Origin of the sequence: Micromonospora sediminicola (assembly GCF_900089585.1) — a bacterium.
Lineage (GTDB): Bacteria > Actinomycetota > Actinomycetes > Mycobacteriales > Micromonosporaceae > Micromonospora > Micromonospora sediminicola.
Map to the genome: position 1 here is coordinate 1,335,662 of NZ_FLRH01000004.1, position 20,567 is coordinate 1,356,228.

General features: G+C 65.5%; 17 protein-coding genes. 1 reads left to right on the forward strand and 16 read right to left on the reverse strand.

Features of this window, described 5'->3' with window-relative positions; all coding sequences use genetic code 11:
* Nucleotides 1–443 precede the first annotated feature (443 nt).
* The 6 genes from GA0070622_RS27805 to GA0070622_RS27835 form a co-directional block, all read right to left on the reverse strand.
* A complete protein-coding gene (locus GA0070622_RS27805; RefSeq protein ID WP_141684640.1) occupies nt 444–1,379 on the reverse strand; it encodes a UvrD-helicase domain-containing protein in 936 nt (311 codons plus the stop codon).
* Nucleotides 1,330–3,186 (reverse strand): hypothetical protein, encoded by a 1,857-nt coding sequence (locus tag GA0070622_RS27810; RefSeq protein WP_141684641.1) that lies wholly within the window; start codon nt 3,184–3,186, stop codon nt 1,330–1,332. The genes GA0070622_RS27805 and GA0070622_RS27810 overlap by 50 nt, the downstream gene beginning before the upstream one ends.
* Before the next feature lie 297 nt (nt 3,187–3,483).
* The gene (locus GA0070622_RS27815) at nt 3,484–4,017 is read right to left on the reverse strand and encodes a hypothetical protein (protein ID WP_091581296.1); all 534 of its coding nucleotides are present in this window, start codon (nt 4,015–4,017) and stop codon (nt 3,484–3,486) included.
* Between the two features lie 74 nt (nt 4,018–4,091).
* The gene (locus GA0070622_RS27820; RefSeq protein ID WP_091581300.1) at nt 4,092–6,287 is read right to left on the reverse strand and encodes a DEAD/DEAH box helicase; all 2,196 of its coding nucleotides are present in this window, start codon (nt 6,285–6,287) and stop codon (nt 4,092–4,094) included.
* A 1,119-nt stretch (nt 6,288–7,406) separates the two neighbouring features.
* The gene (locus GA0070622_RS32915; RefSeq protein WP_218060649.1) at nt 7,407–7,829 is read right to left on the reverse strand and encodes a very short patch repair endonuclease; all 423 of its coding nucleotides are present in this window, start codon (nt 7,827–7,829) and stop codon (nt 7,407–7,409) included.
* Between the two features lie 395 nt (nt 7,830–8,224).
* Nucleotides 8,225–9,529 carry a DNA cytosine methyltransferase gene (locus tag GA0070622_RS27835; RefSeq protein WP_091581312.1) on the reverse strand — a complete coding sequence of 435 codons (1,305 nt, stop codon included), beginning with the start codon at nt 9,527–9,529 and terminating at the stop codon, nt 8,225–8,227.
* Nucleotides 9,530–9,686: 157 nt separating this feature from the next.
* On the opposite strand from GA0070622_RS27835, the gene GA0070622_RS27840 reads away from it, so the two are divergent.
* Nucleotides 9,687–10,112 (forward strand): DUF4259 domain-containing protein, encoded by a 426-nt coding sequence (locus tag GA0070622_RS27840; protein ID WP_176710583.1) that lies wholly within the window; start codon nt 9,687–9,689, stop codon nt 10,110–10,112.
* Here the strand turns inward: GA0070622_RS27840 and GA0070622_RS27845 are convergent.
* From GA0070622_RS27845 to GA0070622_RS32220, 10 genes are all read right to left on the reverse strand, one after another.
* The gene (locus tag GA0070622_RS27845; RefSeq protein WP_091581320.1) at nt 10,109–10,714 is read right to left on the reverse strand and encodes a hypothetical protein; all 606 of its coding nucleotides are present in this window, start codon (nt 10,712–10,714) and stop codon (nt 10,109–10,111) included. The two genes, GA0070622_RS27840 and GA0070622_RS27845, sit on opposite strands and share 4 nt — an antisense overlap.
* A gap of 12 nt (nt 10,715–10,726) precedes the next feature.
* Entirely contained in the window at nt 10,727–13,579 is a 2,853-nt protein-coding gene (locus GA0070622_RS27850) for a Z1 domain-containing protein (RefSeq protein ID WP_091581324.1), read from the reverse strand.
* A gap of 7 nt (nt 13,580–13,586) precedes the next feature.
* Nucleotides 13,587–14,555: a PD-(D/E)XK motif protein gene (locus GA0070622_RS27855; protein ID WP_176710584.1), complete on the reverse strand. Its 969-nt coding sequence runs from the start codon at nt 14,553–14,555 to the stop codon at nt 13,587–13,589.
* Nucleotides 14,556–14,570: 15 nt separating this feature from the next.
* The gene (locus tag GA0070622_RS27860) at nt 14,571–16,076 is read right to left on the reverse strand and encodes an ATP-binding protein (protein ID WP_091584127.1); all 1,506 of its coding nucleotides are present in this window, start codon (nt 16,074–16,076) and stop codon (nt 14,571–14,573) included.
* The gene (locus GA0070622_RS32755) at nt 16,073–16,225 is read right to left on the reverse strand and encodes a hypothetical protein (RefSeq protein WP_176710585.1); all 153 of its coding nucleotides are present in this window, start codon (nt 16,223–16,225) and stop codon (nt 16,073–16,075) included. The genes GA0070622_RS27860 and GA0070622_RS32755 overlap by 4 nt, the downstream gene beginning before the upstream one ends.
* Before the next feature lie 12 nt (nt 16,226–16,237).
* Complete coding sequence (locus GA0070622_RS27865; protein WP_091581332.1) at nt 16,238–16,462, reverse strand: hypothetical protein; 225 nt, start codon at nt 16,460–16,462, stop codon at nt 16,238–16,240.
* A 688-nt stretch (nt 16,463–17,150) separates the two neighbouring features.
* Nucleotides 17,151–18,839, reverse strand: a complete 1,689-nt coding sequence (locus GA0070622_RS27870; protein ID WP_176710586.1) for a M14 family zinc carboxypeptidase — start codon at nt 18,837–18,839, stop codon at nt 17,151–17,153.
* Nucleotides 18,755–19,432, reverse strand: coding sequence for a hypothetical protein (locus GA0070622_RS32760; protein WP_176710587.1), 678 nt, complete (start codon nt 19,430–19,432; stop codon nt 18,755–18,757). Before GA0070622_RS32760 ends, GA0070622_RS27870 begins: the two co-directional genes overlap by 85 nt.
* A gap of 227 nt (nt 19,433–19,659) precedes the next feature.
* Nucleotides 19,660–20,109 (reverse strand): hypothetical protein, encoded by a 450-nt coding sequence (locus GA0070622_RS27875; protein WP_091581339.1) that lies wholly within the window; start codon nt 20,107–20,109, stop codon nt 19,660–19,662.
* 5 nt (nt 20,110–20,114) lie between these two features.
* The gene (locus GA0070622_RS32220; RefSeq protein ID WP_141684642.1) at nt 20,115–20,378 is read right to left on the reverse strand and encodes a hypothetical protein; all 264 of its coding nucleotides are present in this window, start codon (nt 20,376–20,378) and stop codon (nt 20,115–20,117) included.
* Nucleotides 20,379–20,567: the final 189 nt, after the last annotated feature.

Below are 20,567 nucleotides of genomic sequence, written 5' to 3' on the forward strand. Positions count from 1 at the left end.
TCGAGCGCTGCCGGTGGCGAGAGTTGCGACCGCTTGTGGCTCGGCTTGGCCGCCCCGTGTCCGCTCGTTGACCTCAGCCGGAACCACGGGGTCAGTTTTCGGGCAGAGCCGACAGGAATCTGCTCAGGGAGCCCGTAATGCCCCTGTTCGTTGCCTCCAACACGCTTTCCAAGTCTGCTGACCCGAGTGCGTCCGAGGCATCGTACATCCTTGCCCAGCGGCCGGCACCTGCGCGCGATCGGCGCCCGGCCGGTGGATCGGTGGCCGACCGATCGGGCCAGGATGGGGTGCTGAAGCCGGACGGCGGAGCTGCCGCCCCCAGGTCGGGTCGGACCACCCTGCGGGAGCCAGCCGGATCGTACGCTGCGGGGGCACAGACGACCTTCGGCATCACGGGCGGTGGAACCAGAGCGTGGCACCTGCCCTCGACTTCGCGAAGACGGTCAGCGTTGTCTGAGCGGTTCAGGCAGCGGCTTGCTGTGCACCACAACAAGTTCCCGGTTCGCCCGGGTCAGTCTCGTGTATAGGGTCCCGGCGAATTTCTCCTGTCGCACGAAGTAACGCGGCTCCACGACCACGACCCCGTCGAACTCAACACCCCTTGCCGAGTCGGGCGTGCGGACGGCCAGACGGCGTCCCTCCCTGGCCCAGTCGCCTGCACCCACTGCCGTGTCTGTTCGTCGCCACCCCTTGCCGAGAAGCAGTTTGTCGATGGCGTCCGGATCGGTGGTGATGATCGCTGCTGTTCCGCCGGGGTACGAGTCCAGCAGTCTGCTCGCCTCGCCGACGGCCCGAAGGTCGCGCTTGCCGGGAGTGCTGGCTCGGATGACGGATGGTTCCGGCCCATCTGTCTGGAGTGAACAGGGTTGGTTTTCGCTGGGTGGCAGAAGACGGTTGGCGAAGTCGAGAATCGGCTGAGTAGAGCGGTATCCCCGTTCCACGACCTCAGGTTGGAACAGTTGGGCATCGGGAAGTATGTGAAGTCGCTTCGCCAGTTCGTGCCAGTCGAGGTGGTTGATGTCCAACCGGCGGCGTTGGTTCAAGTCTCCGACGATCGTCCATCGTCCGCCGGCGTTGTGGGCCTGGATGATTTCCCACTCGAGTTCCGAGACGTCCTGGGCCTCGTCGACGACGATGTGTTCGTACCTGGACCGTTTGTAGCTGAGCAGCAGGCCCAGGTGCGCGAAGAGAGGGAGGTAGCGACGTTTCCCCCAGGCCTTCGGGAACGGTGGGAGCGCCTCGATCCACCGCTGTTCCGTCTGGGTGGTCGGTGGTCTTCTGTGTGGGTCTTTGCTGCTGCGGATGGCCTCGTAGGTCACCTTGACCATGTCAGTCAGACGGCTCGCCTTCCATTCTGGTCGATCCTGGCTCTCCAGCACCGCGTGTTTCGCCAAGGCCACGATGAAGCCACCGACGTCCTCCGCCGTTCCCTCGCCCGGCTGTACGGTGCCAGTGCCCCAGGCCGGCGAGTTCGGCGAGCCATTCGGCAAGTGACTTGACCGTTATGGCTCCGGTCGGGTCGAGTTCCCGGACTGTCCGCGACACGTGGCGAGCGTACTGTTCGGTAGGTCCAAGCAGGAGGACTCGTGGGGTGGGGCCCTTCTTTGTCGTCTCCTCGTTGACCAGATAGCCCGCGCGGAGCACCGCGATGATCGTCTTCCCGGTACCCGGATGCCCCTGGATGATCAGGGGCATCGTCGGCGATTGGGTCACCAGGCGGTACTGGTCGGGTTGGAGAGTGGCGAGCACGGAGGTCATTGCCTCAGTACGGGGCGCGTGCAGGGCGTACCGTACCGCGTCGACGGCACGCATCCCGTTTTCGAGGTCGGCCGCTGAGGCGGACCGCTGTCGGTGCTCGGTCGGTTGAGCTCGGCGGTTGGGTGCCCGGTTGTGGACTCCGGGTGGCGCGTCGGTAGCGGCTTTCGGTATGGGCAGGGCGACCGTGTGCCTGATCAGACTGGCACTGCGGATGGCGATCACGTCGACTTCTCCGCGGTTGTGCGGGATGCCGAGGCGTTCGACCATGCTGACTGTGCGGCGACGGTCGATGGTCGGTGATCCGGGGCTGCTTAGATCGGTGAGGACCGTCCACTGGGCAGTGGGGTTGTTCGCTCGTAGGACGGCGCAGGACAGGCCGGAGAAGTCGTGTTCGCCGTGAACGATGACGTGGCCGTAGGGGCTCCGGCTGTCGGGGTTTCTGATCGCGGTGACCAGCTGGGCGAACAGTGCGAGATAGCGCAGTTGCCCCCAGGCGGCTCCGAACGGCGGTAGCGTCGTGATCCATTCTGCGGAGTACTTACCCAGCTTCAGTGGTTCAGTTGGCACTCCGCCCATTCGGATCACCTCGTAGGTGACCTCGAGCTTCGCCGGCAGGTGTACGTCGCGCTTCGCCCACCCCAGGCGTCGGCGACAGATCTGCACGGCCTGCTCCACGATGTCCTTGACGTACCGGCCCACATCAAGGGCGTCTGGCTTTCGCGTGTTCGTGAAGCGGGGGTATCCGGCGATTCCGACCAGCCACTCGGTGTCCTGCACGATGGTCATGATCTTGGGTATGTCGGCAGCTGGCAGTCCGACGAGCGCCGCTGCGGTGTGGACCCTACGGACGATCTTCGGCAGCGGGGTAGTCCACGCTGACACGACGAGCACGCGCCGTCGCTTGCGGGCCAGGTGCCGCACCATCTCGACCGCGCGCACGGCCACGATACCTTCGGGATCCGCGCGGGAGTCCTCCGAGAAAGCGACGACGAGCGGTGCGTCTGGTTGCCATGTTGCCAGGTCCGCCGGTTTGCCCGGCAGCGGCAGCCGGCCCGCAGTGCCCTTCCCAACCACGGCGGCCCGGCGCGCTGCAGGGGCAACCGGTGACGGCTCCTTCCTCGGTGTCCTCGGTCCGGGCACCGGGCCGGGTGGCGTGGCCCGCCGGGTTCTGGGCACCTGCCCCGCGGGGTGGTCTGTCGACGCGGCGGTGCGGGCAGGTGACGTCGAGTCGGTGGGGCGCCCGATCTGCCGGCGCGGCGGTACCGGGGGGACGTGCAGCTTTCCTGCCTTGAAAGGCGACTGGTCGGCCGGCACCGCGACCGCCCAGTCGTCGGAGGCGTGTACCACCTCTGTACCGCGCGCCGTCAGTGTTCGGCGCACCACCACGTCTGTGTCTAGTTCGTGGGTGGCGTGCGGGTCGAAGAACACCTTCGCTGCCCGTGCGGCCCAGTTGATGACCGGATAGTCCCAGTCCGTGCTGTTGAGGTACCGCGTACCGATGTAGAAGGCGACCCCGAGATCCCTGTCCCGACCGGCGAGGCCGACTCGGCCGTAGAGGGGTCCGATGCTTGCCCGTTCACCTCGAGGGACGTTGTCTACGTAGCGCTCGTTCGCGGTGACGGAGATTTCGGGGTTCTTCCGGTCGAGCCGTCGCTCCAGCGCCCGCAGGTAGCTTCGGTTGGTGGCGATCTCGTAGGCGAGTTCCTCGTCGCTGATCTTGGCCAGCTACTGTACCTCCCTTACGCAGACGGCCAGGTCCTCGGTACTGAGCATGGCCGTCGAACGTGCCATTATGTCCTGCAGGAGGCCCGCATAGCGGTTGTCCTCTCGCTGCTGTTGGGCCTCGAAGAGCGGCACCATGCGCTCCCTGCCGCGGGCCCGCAGGGTGGCGATGCGTGACTCCAGCGCCTGTGTCCGCCGTTGATGGACCTGCTCGACGCTGAGTCGTCGTGAGGCGAGGAACGCCTCGTTCTCAGCGGCCAATGCGTTCCGGCTCCGGATCTGCCTCTGGAGCAGGAGGTCATTGCTCACGCTGAGCGCTGGGCGTAGGTCGATCGCCCCGTCGAACCACGCGGCTTGCAGGTTTCCGGCTGCCACCGCCGCCATCAACCGGTCGCCGAGGTCGGGGGCGACCTGCAGGGTCCGGGTGTGAACGGTGACGGTCCACACCTCGTGCAGCGGCCTGACACCGTTCCAATTGGCGACGCGTAGATGGACGAGATAGGTGCCCGGGGCCATCTCGGCGTCCTGTGCCGGCATCGTGATCGCAGAAAATCTTGTTTGCCGGTGTCCCGGTACGTCCAAGGCCGCCCGTACCAACGGGTGGTTGGCCGTCAAGAGCGGTACCCGGTGGTTCGGGACGCCTCCTGGTCCAGGGACAGCTGGATCGGCAGTTGATGTGTCAGGTCGCTGATGATCTGGTCCACCTCGGACCTCGTCTTCTCACCACGCTGTGCGAGCTCACGGACGTGACTGGCGAGCTCGCTGTTGCCGATCACGGTTATGTGGTCGCCACTGATCCGGCAGCGTCCGGCGTAGCTACCAACCCAGTCGCTCACCAGCAGGGCCAGTTCCTGTTGCCCGACATACCGGCCGGATGCGAGCAGGTCGGGCTCGAGGCCCTCGATGTCGACGCCGTCACTTGAGATGAGGTGGGGTGCCGCCGACTCGATCTCGTCGGCGGCCCGCTTCTGCTCCGCGATCGCCGCCAGGAACTCCTGGGTGCGCTGCGTCCGTTGGGCGGGGGTCAGGGCGAAGTCGAGCAGAGAGGATTCGACGTCGGGCCACATGCTCTCGATGATCGGTTCCAGTGCCCCGATGGCGTGTTCGAAGATGCCGATCCGGGTGAGTACCCGCTCAAGGATGTCCGACTCGATCGTCCCGGGAGTCGTAACGTTTATGATCACGATCTTCTGCTCGGTCTGGCCGATACGGTCGAGCCGGCCGATACGCTGTTCGATTTCCATCGGATTCCACGGCAGGTCGTAGTTGACCAGGACGGAGCAGAACTCGAAGTCCAAGCCCTCACTCGCGACCTTGGTGGCTACGACGATGTCGTAATCACCTGCCCGGAAATCGGTCATGATCTTGGCCCGGTCGTCCCTGCTCACACCACCGTGCAGTACCGCCGTCCTGCACCGGCTTCGCAGATGCCGCTCGAGGTAAGACAACGTCCTACGGGAGAACGTGAAGACGAGTCCCTGCCTGCGCTGGCTGATCAGACCGTCGACCACGTGGAGGAGCTGCTCGAGCTTCGTGTCCACGTCGATGCCGGCTGCCAGCTTCCGCAACCGGGGCGACGGCGGCACATCCGGACCGCGCACAGCGGCCGACGGCTTCGCCGTAGCGTTCACCTCATCCTGCACGTCCGGTGTCTGCCATGAGGCCAGAACAAGTGCCGCCGCCTCGGGGAGACAGCTGCCCGCGAGGCGGAGCGGCATCTGCATGCCGAAGTGCAGCGGTGTGTCCTTGACTCTCGCCCGGTCGATGCACCATTGCAGGTATGCCTGATAGAAGTCGTGCTCGCGCCGGGTCCAACGCACCGGGACGGGGCGCGGCTCCCGCATCGCCTTGTCCTCCTGGACCTCGATCTTGCGGGTGCGCGTGACCTGGGCCGAGAGCCCGCCCAACTCGCTGCAGATCCGTTTTACCTGGGCCACGTCGGTCGGGGAGAGGTGAGGTCGCTCCAGGATCTCGCATAGCAGAACGAAATCGGACCGCATGGTGATGACACGGCCGAACGTGCTGTCGGAAAGGCCGGACAGCCACCGCCTACGCGTCGCGTTGCTGACCGAGGCGTCGAGCAGCGAACCTGTGATCCGGTTGAGGACTCTGTTGGGTTCGATCCTTTCCTGCAGGTCCGCCAGGTCCTGGAACTCGCCGGGCACCAACAGCTCAAGGAGGTTGTACAGATCGTTGTTGCGCAGGTTTACCGGGGTAGCGGAGAGGAAGACGTAGGCATCCGCCCAGCGGGACAACAGCTCACCCAACGCGTGGCTCTTGGTGTTCGAGTTGCGGAAGACGTGGGCCTCGTCCACGATCACCAGGTCCAGCTGGAGACCCAGCTGCTCGATGTCGGCCAGCCCCTTCCACGCCCGCAGCCGCTCCACCGAGCAGATCCAGGCCATCCTCCTGGGCAGGCGATCCGATTCGAGCCGGTCCTTGAGGTCGGCCAGCCCCGTACCGGTGAGCTCGGTCAGCTCAAAGCCGAACCTCTCGCGCATCTCGCGCTGCCATTTGCTCAACAGCACGGAGGGACACACGACGAGCACCCGGTTGGCGTGCCTGCGGGCATCGAGTTCAGTCCACAACAGTCCGGCTTCGATGGTCTTGCCGAGACCGACCTCGTCCGCGATCAGCAACCGCAGTGACCCTGTGCTCAGCAACTTCATCACGGGCTTGAACTGGTACGGCCGGAAGATGGTGCGGGTCGCCCGGAACGAGAAGACCGTGTCGGTGAACTGCTTCTCCAGCTTCGCCCTGGTCAGTGTGGCGGCAAGGCGCTCGGCGGCGGCGGGCTCGGTGCGCACCCATGCGTCGGGGGGAGTCGACCGTCGGCCTCGGCAGCAGAGCGCCCTCTTCGACACGCTGGACGCGGCTGCCGGCGAAGACCTGGTAGATCCAACGACCGTGCGCGAACTGACGGGACTTGATCATGCCGTCCTGCCCTGCTCGGGTGATCACCTCATCGGTGACGTCGAACCGCGGCAGCGGCACCTCTTCGGCGCTGCCCCAGAGGTGGTCGAACCAGCCCAGTGCAGAGGCGACGGGCGAGTCCTTGGCCACCTCGGCAGCCAGCTCGTGGATCCCCGCACCGGGCATCGCACCTGCGGTGACTACGAGCAGCGGAGCCGGATCTAGGCCACCGAACCAGTAGACCCCTTCAGGCAGGCTCACCGCCGGGACGACGATCTGCCTCACCCGCTCGACCGCTCCCGCAGGATCGGGCAGATCAGCGCCGAGAGCCAGCACGTCAGTGAAGAGCCCGGTAGCGAGCATGGCGGTCGCATCCGTCACCAGCGGGTGGTATCCATGTGTGACCGCGAGGACGCCTGGATCAGGAAAAATCCGCCGGCCGGTCCCGCCGAGCGCGCGCAATGTCATCCTCCGTATTCGACGCGGACTGTTCCGTAGCCCTGCCCGTCCTGCGGCAACGCCGTCATGTGCTCTCCTCCGAGCGTGGAGGCCGGCGAGGGCGGAGCCACCGAATGGGGTCCCGATCTACGGCGGTCGCTGTCACGGGGGCGGAACGACGGCCCCGGCAGACGCGGCGAAGGGCCGAGGGGCGGGTCTGGTGTGTAGGCCCCCGGTTCGGCCGGGGCCATCGTCCGGCCTGCCCTAACGGTCCGGACGCTGCTGATGTCCGGACGGGTCCGTCGTCGCCAGGCGGTCCAGCCGTTCGACGGCGCGTCTGTGCCTGTGGCCGGGAGATTGATTTACTGATCGGCACCGCACCAATCTAGGTGCGCTCCGGGCAGCAGAAAAGGGCTTGATCGACGGGGGTTAGAGGACGTTCAGGTGTGTGTGTGACTGACCGACCTGGTGGGCCAAAGATCATCATCTGGACGGTTCTCGTGGTCAGATGGCCTGACCTGTAAGCCATAGCCCGACTGTGCGTGACTCTGGCGCCGCTCCGGTTGGCGGGCGGATCACGAACGCGCATCCCTCCCCGCAGCGAGCTCTGGACCTGCAGTATGTACTCGGGTTGCCTGGACAGCGGCGATCACGCGCAGCGCGGCCGTTTGCGGCTCTTCGTGTTCCCAAATCCGAATCGACTGCCACTCGCCCTCAGCGAGCAGCTGGTCCGTCTCGGCGTCACGCGCCTTATTGCCCTCAATTTTGGCGTGCCAAAATTGCACGTTCTCGCGGGCTGGCCGATAGTGCTCGGGGCAGCCATGCCAATAGCATCCGTCGACGAAGACAGCAATCTTTGCGCCAGGGAACACGACGTCTGCTGTGCGGCGCAGCGCCTCCAGGGGCCGGGTGTTCACCCGATATCTGAGTCCGTTCTGGAACAGGATGGAGCGTACCTGACGTTCAGGCTCGGTGTCCCGGCCCTTATTGCCCTGCATCGACAAGCGGACGGCTCGCGACTTGGCCCACGATCCCGGAACCGGCGCAGGCGGAGCGAGTAAACCCCTCTCCCGCGCCAGTCGCCAACCCTCCGCCAGGTTCAGAGCACGGGCGGCCTTGCCGACCTCTCCTAAATATCTGCTCGGCGAGCGGCCGCGGTCCGACCAGCGCAGATACGCTCGGAGCCGTCGGGTCTTCGGGAGAAGCTTCAGCTCCACCGAGGCGCGTGCCTGACGGCCACCGTCGAGATCAACCCACCGGCGATCGGGGCCTCCGGCGGCTCGGTCCTGTTCCGCCGTCACCGCTTGCCGACTGCGTCCCTTACGGCCTTTCCAAGCCCGCTCAGGAGGGAGCGTATCGGCCCATGCGCGGTCGACCCGCCCGTCACCGCCAGTCATCGTCGGCTCTCGGCCTCATCCAGCGCCGCAGCGATAGCACGAGCGAAGAACTCGCCCAACCGCACCGGGACCGCGTTCCCGAGCTGGCGCATCTGCTCACCTCTGGGACCTTTGAGGATCCAGCGATCGGGGAAGGTCATCACCCGCGCCACCTCCCGGACCGTCATATAACGATGGCGATACCTCGGTGGACTGTTAGCGGTAAGCTCGGAGACCAGGTCGTCGGTGAGCATCACCGACTCGCCGCCCGGAACCCCGTGCACCCCGGCCTTCACAGTCTTCGCGGGCCGATCTAGCTCATTCGGCGTGTGGCCTTGATAGATGCGAGCGTCTGGCCAGCCAATGTGGTCAAGCACGCCACCGAGTTGGTACTCACGGCGGTCAAGCTTGTCCCAGGGGACCGGCGGCAGCGGCCACCGCCGGTCGATCTCCTCCTTGAGCGCGTCGCGCAGGGTCAGCCAGGGAAGTCGTCCGTCATCGAAGGGAATCGCCTTCGGTAGCCGCGACTCTACGTGTTCCCGAACGTGGTGCGGCACTTCTGGGTGCTTTCGCCAATACGAGCCGTTCTGAATGGAGCGAAGGAGCGCGGCTTCGGAATGAGTCGGCGCGATGGACTCCTTGAACCGCGTCAAGTCGACTTCAAGGTCGCACCGGAAGGCGACGATGATGATCCGATTGCGTATCTGCGGCACCCCATAGTCGGCCGCGTTCACCCGAATGGTTACGACCTCGTACCGCTTTTTCGGGTCGGCGGGGGCCTCCGACAGACGCGCTTGGAGAACCGCGTCGTGTTCGCGCCAGCTGACCCCTCCTTCGCGCTGCTCGAAAGGCAAGGCGAGCTCACGCTCGATGTATTCGAAATAGGGCCGAAACGACGGACGCAACAAGCCCTGAACGTTCTCGCAGATGACGGCCTTGGGCTGAATCTCCCGAATTGCCCGGAACATCTCAGGGAACATGTTCCGCCGGTCCTCCTCGCCCTTGGCGACCCCACCAAGGCTGAACGGCTGACACGGCGGCCCACCAGCAAGCAGATCGACCTGATCCCACAGGTAGTCGAAGTTGATTTCGCGCACATCCCCGGGTACCAACGGCCACGCGTGCCCGGCCGGGGGGACGAACTCCTCATCGCTGCGAAGCTCCGCCTGGTTGGCCTCGAGTGTCTTGCAGGCCCATTTGACGAGTTCGTTGACCAGGAGAGGGCGGAAGCCAGCTCGGTGGACCGCCATCGCTAGCCCCCCGCCGCCGGCGAACAACTCGACCGAGGTACGGTCCTTGGGCTCCCCTCGCGGCTCAAGCATTGCGGAAGCATACCGCGGAGTTGTGGATCTTAGAAGCCGGCTCGCCGGCCGTTCGCCGCCTGCCATCCCCGGCCACTGAAAGTCCGCTATACATTGGCCCCGTCCTCCGCCTCCGCGACCGCCATCTACCTAAGCCGTGACTCGACAAGGGGATAACTTGGCCACCTGGAACGTGGGGCCCTTCGACAATGACGCCGCAGCCGAGTGGTGCGAGCAGTTCGAGGCAGCCGCGCCGGCCGAACGGACCGAAGCGGTATCGGGAGCGCTCCGGCGAGCAACCTTGGACTCGGCTCCTCCCCTATCCGATATGGCCGCAGCTCAGGCGGTCGCCGCAGCCGCAGTAGTCCTTCAGGCACACACCGGCTTGCCTGACCTGACCACCCCCCACGCGCCTCGGTTTGTCGCCGGCGCCGACCATGTCGATGTCACGCCGGACCTGCTGCGACTCACCAGGGTGGCCGTCGAGGTGATCATGCGCGAGGATTCCTCGTGGCGCCGAGGATGGGCCGATGACGTCGAGGGTGATCTCGCGGTCGAGGCATTGGAACACCTCTACGCGGCGCTGGGAGGCGAACAGCACTAGCCTGCCGCCGCTGCCAGCCATTGCCGTCGCACAAAGTCCACATCAAGTCCGCAATGCTCAGCAATTCGGCGGAATCGCTCGGATCTCTCTACATCGATCGGAACAGCGTCCGTTGCGTAGACAACGATCAGTGGACGCTCGGCCGAGTCGACCGCTTCATTTAACGCCGCCCAGACCAGGTCGCGAAAGTTTCGCACGCGGCCCCAGCACACGTAGCGCTCCCGCGAGCCATCGGTAGCTTTGCAGTGCATAGGCTTCTCGCGGATAGTCTCCGGTCGAACGCGCCAGCCGGCGCCAAGGATCAGCGGAACGAACTCACTCGGCGGCGTCAAGTGCTTCGAGACGTACTGGGCGTACGATCCAAAGCTCTCGACTGCGCGCGCGTACTCCTTCAGGGGCACGTCCTTAAGCCACACTCGCATGCCTTCCGACGTCATGTAGTCGGCGAGCATCCCTCCGATCGCATCGTCCTCCACCCAGCGCGTGTAGTAGGCGGTCTTGGCCCGTACTGGGAGTTCCTCCCAGTCGAGCATGTCCACCTGGCGATAGAGCTCGCGAATGACCTCGGCCCGGACCTTCTCCGGAACTGATGGCTCGGGCAATGTCCTACATCCTTACCATGCGTGATTTCCTGTCGGGATGGGCCGCTTAGGGGCAACCTGGTAAACCAAGGGCCGGGTGCCGGCCGGAACCGCCTTCTCAGGCAGCTCGAGCCGGAGCGCCATGACCACACCGTCCGGCCACGTGTCATGCGGGATTTCCTCGTAGGCCCGGTCCTTGTCGATCACCGGGTAGATGATCGCGCAGCCGGTCTTTGAGGTTCGACCCGTAAGTGACGCGAGCCCCGCGCGGTGAAGACTTTCCGAGTTTCCGCGCAGGCTGTCATTCTCGATCTTGCGGCCATGGAGCGAGAACGTGCCGAGGCCGGGAATGGTCACGCCGCGGTCGGAGCGCCGCTGTGGAAGTACGATGATCCACTTGTCGACGGCCTGGTCGTCCAGACTCTCAATCCAGGCCAGGTCGGCCTTGAAGGTGTCGACGGTCCGCCACTGGAGCTGCTTAAGTACCTCGACCATCTCGGCATGGGAGACCTCGCCGGTCATCGCATCGAAGCTCCGGGTGCCAGCAGACAACGTGCTCCTGTTCGACGCAGCCAGCAACAACGGTGTCATGACCTTGACGTTGTTCCGCAGCTTCTCCTGCTCGGCCAAGCCGGGATAGCCGGAGCTGGGCTCCTTGCTCTGGCTGCGCTTCTCCACGAGCTGGGCGTAGCGCATCTTGTTGGCCGCCGTCGGGCGGAGCCCGTGCCGGGCGACCAAGGGCTGGATGTCGGCCGGGGTGACGAGCGGACGACCGTCTGCCATCACCGCGTACTGCCGCAGCTCGTCGCGGAAAAGCTCCTCGTCCCGGCAGGCGGCTTCGAAGGCGTCGCGGATCTTGGCGGTGATGAACAGGCGGACCAGGTCGCGGTAGCCGGGCCGGAAGCCGAACCAGCGCCCCATCTGCATCAGGGCCTCGGCGTGCCCGACGGTCCGGAGGTAGTAGGTGATTGTGAGGCCTTCGACGGTGAACCCGCGAGCCAGCTTGTTGCCGCCAACCAGGATCCGCCACACCGAGCGGCCGTCGAAGTCCAGTTCTTCCTGATCCGGCTCCTTGTTGCTGTTGATCACCAATACTGGGTCGCCGTTCGGCGCGATCTTGCGCACGACCTGCCCGATGAGCGGTTCGAGCTCCGCGAACGACTCGGGCATCGGATGCCCCAGACCGAGCCCGTGGGACGCCGGAGCGAAGTCGCTGTCGTAGAGCTCGCGGAGTCTCCTCATGCCGGAGCCAAGCGTGTGGCCCGACCTACTCCAGAGTTCTTGAATCGTCTCCGCGCGGATCTTGTGCTTGGCTTTCTTGGCGGCCTCGTGCACGAGCATCGTGTGGTGACGGTAATGATCCTCATCGGGGCTCAACCCTTGCCGATACAGCTTAATGGCACCGGCAAGAACGAACGAGTCGAGTGCTTGCTGAAAAGCGAGCTCCTCGTCACCGTCGTCGATCAAGCGGACATGCGCCTTCTCCTTCGAGTTCGCGAACGTCCGCTCCGACTCGGGAACCGAGGAATCAATGTCGTGGAAATCCTCGACACCCATGTAGTCCAGCGGCCGGCGCAGGGCGAGCAGGTAGTCCGACGGGAACACGTCGTTCTTGTCCGTGTAGTCGCTGAAGACGTTGGCGAACGGCGTCGCGGTATACCCCACGTATTGCACCCGCGGCAGCATTTGCAGCAGCGTCGAGATGCGCTCGTTGATCGTGGTGCGTTCCTTCTTGGCGCCCGCCGACTGCTTCTCCGGGTCGACGGTGTTGATGGATGCCTGGTCGGACTCGTCGTCGATGATGAGAGCTGGGATGTCCCCGAGCCGGTCGGCGTTGTTCTTCAGGTCCGAGATGAGGTTCTGCAGTACCGACTCGTTCTTCTTAACCACGACGAGCCGAGCATCGGTGGTGTAAAGATTCTCCGGGCTCCAGATGGGCTTAGTCTTGTCCGAGCGCTCAAACTCCAGCGCCGGCAAGCCTTGCTGGAGCGAGCGGTAGTCGAACCGACGGGTGGTCATTCGCCGGATCTCAGGCTTGCCCAGGGTCAGCGGCCGCACGCCGTACCGGTTGAACCGGTCTTTGATCCAATCCTCATCACCGAGGTAATCAATATGCTTGGCGGCCTCGATGTCGTTCTCGTCGACGCCGCGCAGGATGTTCTCCCGGCCAACCAACTCCATGTCCAGCCGCCGCTGAGTCTGTTCCCGGAGCAGATTGGTCGTGCCGGTCATCACGATGATGAGGCGGTAGCCCACATCGATCGCCTTGGCGATGACCCCGGCGAAGTTCGCCGTCTTGCCGCTCTGCACGTACCCGACGACGAGGCCCTTAGTCTGAATTGGCTTGCTTTGGGCGGGGTTACCGAACCGCTCTAGCACCCGACTCGTGGCTGCATCCAGACGAGTGATCGCTTCGGCATTCCACTTCCTCCGCTTACGGAGGTAGGCCACGTAGTGGCTCCAGTAGAAGTCGCGTTGCCGCTGAAGGTCGGCGGCGTACCACGGATCCCACTTACCCGCGATCACGGTGTCGTCGTCGGTGGCGATCGAGAAGTGGTTGGCGAAGTCGGCGGCCGTCTTGTTGCCGAGGCCGAGCAGCTTCATGATCCGTGCACGTCGCATCTCGGTGTTCGGTTTGGTGTCACCCATCCACAGGCCCGGCTCGATGGGCGCGTGGTCCCAGGTGGCCAACCGAATATGCAGCTGCACCCGGAGCTCGTCATTGGGGTCGGCGGCCGCGACATACTCCCGCAGACGGTCCTCTGACACATCGAGGTCGGGCTCGATGTCCTCCGCCTCGACGGCGGCCCGCCGCACCAGCGGCTTCGGCCCGCTGACCATTGCGCCGAGAGCACCGAGGTACGCGTTGACCAGCGGTTCGTTCATGATGTCCTCACGATCCAAGTGCAGCGACGATGACTGCGGGAATGCCGAGCGGGCTGGCGATACCGTCCAGGTCAACCCGATAGCGAACCTGGATCAACCGAGCGCTCGGCACGCCAGCTCGCTGCAGGGTGTCCGGCACCAACCGGGGGAACTGCTCGTCCACCTGGAAGGCGGCGCTCTCTGTACGACGCTCCCAGCGCGACGTCAGCAGCGGGGCGTAGGCGACGGACCATCCAGCCGTGCTCAGCTTCGCGTCGAAGTCATCGCGAGTCGTGCTGCCGAGAGTTGATCCCACCTCGTCGATCAGCTCCGGCAGCGTCTTTCCAAAGCCTGCACCCGCAGCAGTCAGTTGGTGCGACACGAGCCACAGCGGCCGGTCCGTCGTGGGCTGCAGCTGGGTGAACGAATCGATCCAATGGGCGCGGCGCTCACTGATCGTCGTCTTCACCTCGACGTCTGCGGCAGGCAGGCCGAAGTCATGTTCCTCGCCCTGCGGACCTCGCCAGGCACCCACTGCCGCCGAACCGCCGACTTTCGCCGCCAGACCACGGAGCGTCAATAACTCGCCGAAGAGGCCGATCTCGCGCTCCTGGGAGATCGACTTTGGTTCACGGAGGAGGGAGGCCAACTGTCCGAGCGTCTCCCGCAGCGCGTGGGCGGGCTTCATCCCCTCGATCTGGATACGGTCGGCCATCGAGCAGAGCACTGGGTACGCATCCCGGAACAAGGCCGCCGCGACAACAACAACTTCCAGGTACTGCTGTCCCTCGTGATCCGCCACGCGAGCGAGGATGTTGTTCAGTCCGGTGACCGGAACATGAGCGTCAGGGTCGACTTTGATCCGCAGACCGAGCTCCGGCTTTGCCGGGCGAACGAACACGGACAGCGCCGGTGTCCCGCGGATCGGCAGGACGACCGGAACGCCGCTTGCCAGATATCTATCGAAGCTCTCGACCGAGACATGCCGTCTATCCACGATATCCCACCGGCGTCATCGGCGCTCCGCCTGAACGGCGGTGGTGAGAACGGACTGCCACAGTTCGATATTGTCCTTGTCCCGCGCGCCGTGGTAGTTACCCTCAAACGAATCCGCCACCAACAGGTACAACAGTGATTTGACCAGCGGGAGATCGTTCAGGCCACCGTGCTTGCCGCCGAGCAACATCTTGCGGTAGCGCTTGTTGAGCCACAACGTGCTTTGTTCTCGATCCACTCGGAAAAACGAATCGTCCACAAAGGTCGCCCAGCGGATTTCGATGGGATCGCGGCCGACAATCGGTGGCACCTCCTTGCGGATCACGTCCTTAACGGTGGACGGCAGGCCGGACCCGGGATGAATCATAGGAGTTCGCTTCATCGAGCGGGCGTTCGCCGTTCGGTAGACCTGCTCGGCAAGGTCAAAGTAATCATTGAAGCTAGTGCCGTCGGACGACCGAGCTGCTGCGGCAAGGCGGGAGAACTCCAGTCCGACGAGCACCCGGGACTTCTCCGCGTTCATGTGAAACATGCCGGCGACGTCGCCGTCAATGTCGACCTCGACTCGCGCCAGCTGCAGCTTTGCGTGCGCCACGTGGATGCCTTCCCAGCCACCGAACTGCAGCAGCCGGTCCCGGCGGTAGAAGTAAAGCCCCTGATAGTCTACGGGCGTCCCCCGAAGCCGGTAGGACGGGGTGCTGCTCTTGCCCGGCCAGATGTGGCATTTGAAGGAGATGTCGACACCGTCGACGGTTGCGGTCAGGGTTCTGGGGTAGCCCTCTGCACCCGGCCGGGAGTATGCGAACGGGTTCAGCGGGGTGACAGGGATCGGAGGTCCGAGATATGCCTCATCTACGTCGTAGACCTCGAAGTCGACGCTCAGCCGCTCCTGTTCGAGGAAGCGATGGAACACGATCCCGAGATGCTGGCACGCGCCGGTGATTAGCCGATCAATAAAGATCTCAACGCGATGTGCCTCCGACCCGGCAGGGAAAGTGACGACATCATCCCACCGGATGATGGTTCCAGACTCGTCGAGCGAGATTCGCCAGTCCTGGTCGAACTCTGCGGTGACGAACGGAGCGGGAACGACGTCGCACGAGAAGTCCCGCTTCGTCGCAGTGTTCACCCGCCACCTGCGGCCGACCGGGTCGTGCCCGGCAGCGCGGGACATGACGGTGAGGCTGCGTGCCTGGCTGAACGAGGCAGCCTTGAGTCCGAGCCCGAAGTGTCCGAGGTCAGAATTCTCGTAGTCACGCCGCCCGCCTACGGTCATGGCCGTATCTATCGCGTCGGGAGCCATGCCTCGGCCGTTGTCTGCCACATAGAGCACGCGCGGAAGACCGTCCGCGACGACGACCCTGATCACGACATTGGTGGCTCCGGCGTCAACCGAGTTGTCAACCAGGTCAGCGAGCGCCGTCTCGAGCGAGTGGTTCCGCCCGATCGCGTCGAGCGCTCTCGGATCCGGTGGCAGATCTATACTGCCGTCAGTTGGAACATCCGCGACCCACTCGGTCACCACGCCTCCAGCGTTACTTCGTCCTGGTTGGCGCGCTTCGCAACCAGCAGAGGATCCGCCGCGCTCGCCTCAAGCGTCCGTCGCCGGTCGTCGTCAATCCAGACGTCAAGACCGGGATCGGTCTGACGCCAGAACACAGGTTCACTCATCGTCAAGCTCCATCAGGCTGCGTGCTGGATCGAGAGCCATGGCGTATGTCGTCCTTTGCGCCCTTGGGCAGCGACAGCTGTTGCGGAATCGCCGGAGGCTTCAAGGGTGTAGTCCGCAGCTGAGAGCTGGGCAATGCGCAGCTCGGGCGCCTCCGCCAGGCGGTCGACCAGATTGCCGCCCTGCCCGTTCATCTGCGCGATGACGCCCCGCTGCTCGTGCCTGGCGACGACTTCCACCGCAGTTCGCAAAACAAGCGTCCACCTGCCGGTCCGAGGCGGCGAGTCGACCACGACGCCACGGCGTTCGGCGGAACGTAGGTCAGCAAGAGCCGCCGAGGCCACACGCTCTGCCTCCACCCCAGGCGGCAGTGCCAGCTCGGTAAGCACCGTCACCCCACTTCCTACTGACGGTGCTCGGACCCTATCGCCCTTGGTCCTGCGGGCGGGACCCCCAGGCATTCAGCCGTTTGGTCGGTCCCGACTGCCCTACTTGCGCTGTCAATGGCATCGGAAGTTGATATTGCTGCGTGGCCATCAGTGATCGATGCCCCTGACGTTTGCGCTGGTCAACCGTAGTGTCCGCCCGACCAGGCTAGCGAGTCACGGGCACGTCGAGAGGGCACTTACACCCGACCGTCCGGGCATTCGACGGCGCGACGAGGCCTGCCGCCTGTCCGAGATCTGACAATCGCGAGATTAGAGGTAGCGGGCCGAACCACGAGGGCCGTGGTGCTCAGCCCCACATTGCTTGCAGGTGTCGACCGGCCAGGGCCCGCTGGGGCCGGCTGCCCGATCCGTCACCTCGGCGCTTGGCGAGCCGTTCCCGGCGCAGCCCACAGCGCCCTATTGGGCGGCTCACCCTCGCAAAGGGTAGGTGATCGCCGACCAGTGGCCGGCGGCTATTGCTGTTCGAGCGGTAAATCGCCTACTGAACGCTCACCCTCTGCTTGTTGTAGTTGCTGCCTTCACCGTCCGGCTTGTAGTTGCTCTCCGCGTTGCCGGCGATGTCGATCGAGAACCAGTTCACCGCCGTGTCGCTGTTCACCGTGATGCTCTGCATCCCCGCACGCATCCTCGCCAACGCCAGCTTCGCCGACCCGTACGTCGGCCGGCTCCCGTCAGGCGTGTAGTAGACATTCGACGGCTCACTCGTGCTGAACGTGAACGCCGTCGCCCCCGCCTCCCGCTTCACAATCTTGAGCGACGTCCGAGGCTGGATCTTGTCCGTCGCGTACGCCCGGGCCACCTCAAGGATCGCGATGTTGCCGTTGGCGAATTCCATCGCCTCCTCGTGCCCCTCGGCGAACGGCGGCTGTAACCCGACCGCGCTGAACCGCCCGGTCGCCGGGTTGTAGATGTCCGCGCCGACCTCGAAGTCCCAGCCGATGATGCCCCGGTTGTACCAGTGCTCATCAGCGCTGTTGCCGGCCGCCGAGTACAGCACGTCGGTCACCGGCCCGGTGCGGCCTGGCCAGATCGCGGTGCCCCGGTATTCCTGCACGCGGGAGAGGATGTAGTCCGAGGAGGTCCAGAAGTACGCCTCGGTGCCCTGGTCCACCCGCGGCAGCACCTCCCGCCCCTCGACCTTGTACGCCCCCGGCGGCCACATGAAGTACCCGCCGTAGGAGTGGGTGTTCATCGAGAGCTTGATGTTCGGGAAGGTGTCGACCAGCCAGACCTCGTTGCGCGCCTCCGGCTCGGACAGCTCGCCCGGCCCGGCGAACGTGTCGCTGACGCAGTTGGTGGCCGACGCGCCGACGTAGCCGTCGAAGACGGAGCCGACCGAGAAGTTCCGGTTGATGTCGACGCCCCAGGCGTTGCGGCGGCCGGGGTCGGCGTTGGATGCCGGGCAGTAGTTGGTGAGGTTCCGCCGCTGCATGTTGTAGTCGTACATGCTGTAGTGCGCGCCGTCGGGGTTGACGACCGGCAGGATGAAGATGTCCAGGTCGTCGACGATCTTGCGGGTGTCCGGGTCTTTGGCGTAGTTGCGCAGCAGCCGTTCGGCGGACTCGACGCAGACCAGCGGGGTGACCCACTCCCGGGCGTGCTCCTGGCAGTAGAGGAAGACGCCGACCTTCGAGCCGTCGCGGTGCTTGCCGATGCGCAGCACCTTCATCTGGAACGGTTCGCGGGACACGCTCGCCGGCGCCTTGAGGTTGTCGGTCAGCGGGGTGACGAGGGCGGCGGCCACCACGCCGGTGCCGGCGCTGCCCCGGTACGTGCTGGCGGTGAGCAGCTTGGTCGCGTCGGCGTTGGCATTGACCGCGGCGACGACCTGCGCCGCCGTGCTGGTGATGGCGCCGGCGCCGTCGGTGGCCAGGCGCACCGTGACGGCGGTGCCGGACACGCTGACGGTCAGCGGGGCGTTCGCCGTGCCCGGGTCGACCAGCGCCATGGTGATGTCGTTGCCGCCATCGGAGCCGTACGCCGTCGAGGTGACGTAGAGGGTGCTCGCCGCGGCGGTGCCGAACTGCGCCTGCGCGTTGCGCCGGTAGCCGTTCGTCTTGTACGGCAGGTCGAGCAGCTCGGTCAGCTTCGGGAACTCCGCGGCCAGGCCGGTGAACCGCGCCGTGACCTCGGTCGGGTCCATGTAGTGGTCGACGAAGTCCGACACGTACGGGTGCTTGCCGGGGTCCTTGCGCGGGCTGCCCAGCCACTTGGCGACGTCGACGGTGGCCGAGCCGCCCTTGTTGCTGGTGATGGTGGTCCTGGCCGGCGCGCGGCGGTGATGGGCACCGGGTTGCTGAACCGGTGGTACATGTACTGGCCGGCGTCGGTGAACCGGGACATGGTGGCGGTGCCGCCGGAGCCGATAGCCGTGCCGGGTCCGCTGTCCCAGCTCGCCGTCAGCACCGTCGTCGAGTCGGTGCCGGCGCTCGACTTCACCTCGATGTTGAGTAAGAGCTGGTTGTCGAGGGTGGTGAACCATTCGGCCCGCAGCACGGTCAGGGTGTCGGTGGTGGCGGTCGCCGCCGTCGCGGCGCGGATGGCGGCGGAGCGTTCGGCCATGTTCTGCGCGTAGTCGTTCTGGTCGGAGATGGCGTCCTGGACGTGGAAGCCCTTGTCGCGCAGCGCCTGGCTCTCCTTGGGGCTGAGGATGGCGTGCACCTCGACGCCGTTGTCGACGGGCTTGACGTACTCGGCGAGGTCGACGCCGAGCTGCTGGAGGCGGCCGATGCTCGACTTGTCGGGGACGACGATGTGCATGAGGCCCGGCGAGCGATCCAGAAGGCCGCGCAGTGGAGGAGTTGGGTAGGTCACCCCGACTGACGCAGCTACACAGCGCTGTTGGCATATCACCATCAGTCAAGATTCATGGTGAGCCACGCTCACAAGAATTTCGTCCAGGCGGGAGCGGTAGCCGCCTCCGCCAGCGGCCAGCACGTGGACAGGGGCGGCGGGGGCATCCGGCGCCGAGCCGGACAGCGTGACGGTCAGCCTGTGGTGGTCAGCTCCACGGGCAGGCCCTGCGTCACCTCGAGGACCGCCCGATCCCCCAATGGTCGGGACAGCTCGAGGGTGGCGCTGCGCTGCGCTCCGATTGCTGGGCATGCCTCGTCCTTGGCGTGCCGGTACTCGATGACGATCACGACGACTGCCAGGTCCGACTCGGCCGCTTCAGCGCCGTAGTCGGCCCCGCACGGCTTGCTGCGGGGGCCGGACACGCCGGTGAAGGTGACGGTCAACTCGCTGCCCGTGGTCGTGGTGGTCGCCGACTCGATCGCCAGCCCCTCGTGTGGGTGGCCGGCGTCCCGGGGCGGTGAGGTCACCCGGACGACGGCCGAGGGATCCACCGCCACTCGCGTCAGCCGCACGCTCGTTCCGTCAATGGTGTATTCCCACGCCAGGGCGGTGGCCGGGCCGCGGGTGGTCTTGACCGTCATCGTGGTCAGGCGAGGCGAGCCCCGGTGAGCTTGAGCGGCGCGCAGCCGGAACAGTCGCCCGTCCCCGCGGCGCGCAGCTGCGCCAACGCCTCGTCCGCCGATATCAACGGCACGTCCCGACGGATGCCCTTGGCCCACACGATGGTGCCGGCCTGCTGGGGCGCTACGGGCAGCGTCGAGGCGGCCTCGACGCGGCCGGCCGACAGGCTCTCCTTGAAGGAACCGTTCGCCGGCTCCCAGTCGCCGAGTTGGCGAGTCAGCTCCCCCACCGGAACGAAGGGAGCACCTCCCGCGGCTCGAACCGCCTGGTCGTACCGCGTCAGGGCCTCGCCCGCCTGCTGGCGCAGCCCGTCGAGCGGCTCGATGGGCGGACTGTTCCCGGCGGACCCACAACCGCCGAGCAGGGCGACGGCCGTGATCCAAGGAATAATCCGGCCCCCACGGGTCCTCGCTGTCTC

Bases quoted from the DNA above. Each gene is read 5' to 3' on its own strand.
- GA0070622_RS27850 (WP_091581324.1), bottom strand. From the start codon at position 13,579: ATGAACGAACCGCTGGTCAACGCGTACCTCGGTGCTCTCGGCGCAATG.
- GA0070622_RS32760 (WP_176710587.1), bottom strand. From the start codon at position 19,432: ATGCACATCGTCGTCCCCGACAAGTCGAGCATCGGCCGCCTCCAGCAG.
- GA0070622_RS27835 (WP_091581312.1), bottom strand. From the start codon at position 9,529: ATGCTTGAGCCGCGAGGGGAGCCCAAGGACCGTACCTCGGTCGAGTTG.
- GA0070622_RS32755 (WP_176710585.1), bottom strand. From the start codon at position 16,225: ATGAGTGAACCTGTGTTCTGGCGTCAGACCGATCCCGGTCTTGACGTC.
- GA0070622_RS27875 (WP_091581339.1), bottom strand. From the start codon at position 20,109: ATGACGGTCAAGACCACCCGCGGCCCGGCCACCGCCCTGGCGTGGGAA.
- GA0070622_RS27815 (WP_091581296.1), bottom strand. From the start codon at position 4,017: ATGCCGGCACAGGACGCCGAGATGGCCCCGGGCACCTATCTCGTCCAT.
- GA0070622_RS32915 (WP_218060649.1), bottom strand. From the start codon at position 7,829: ATGCAGGGCAATAAGGGCCGGGACACCGAGCCTGAACGTCAGGTACGC.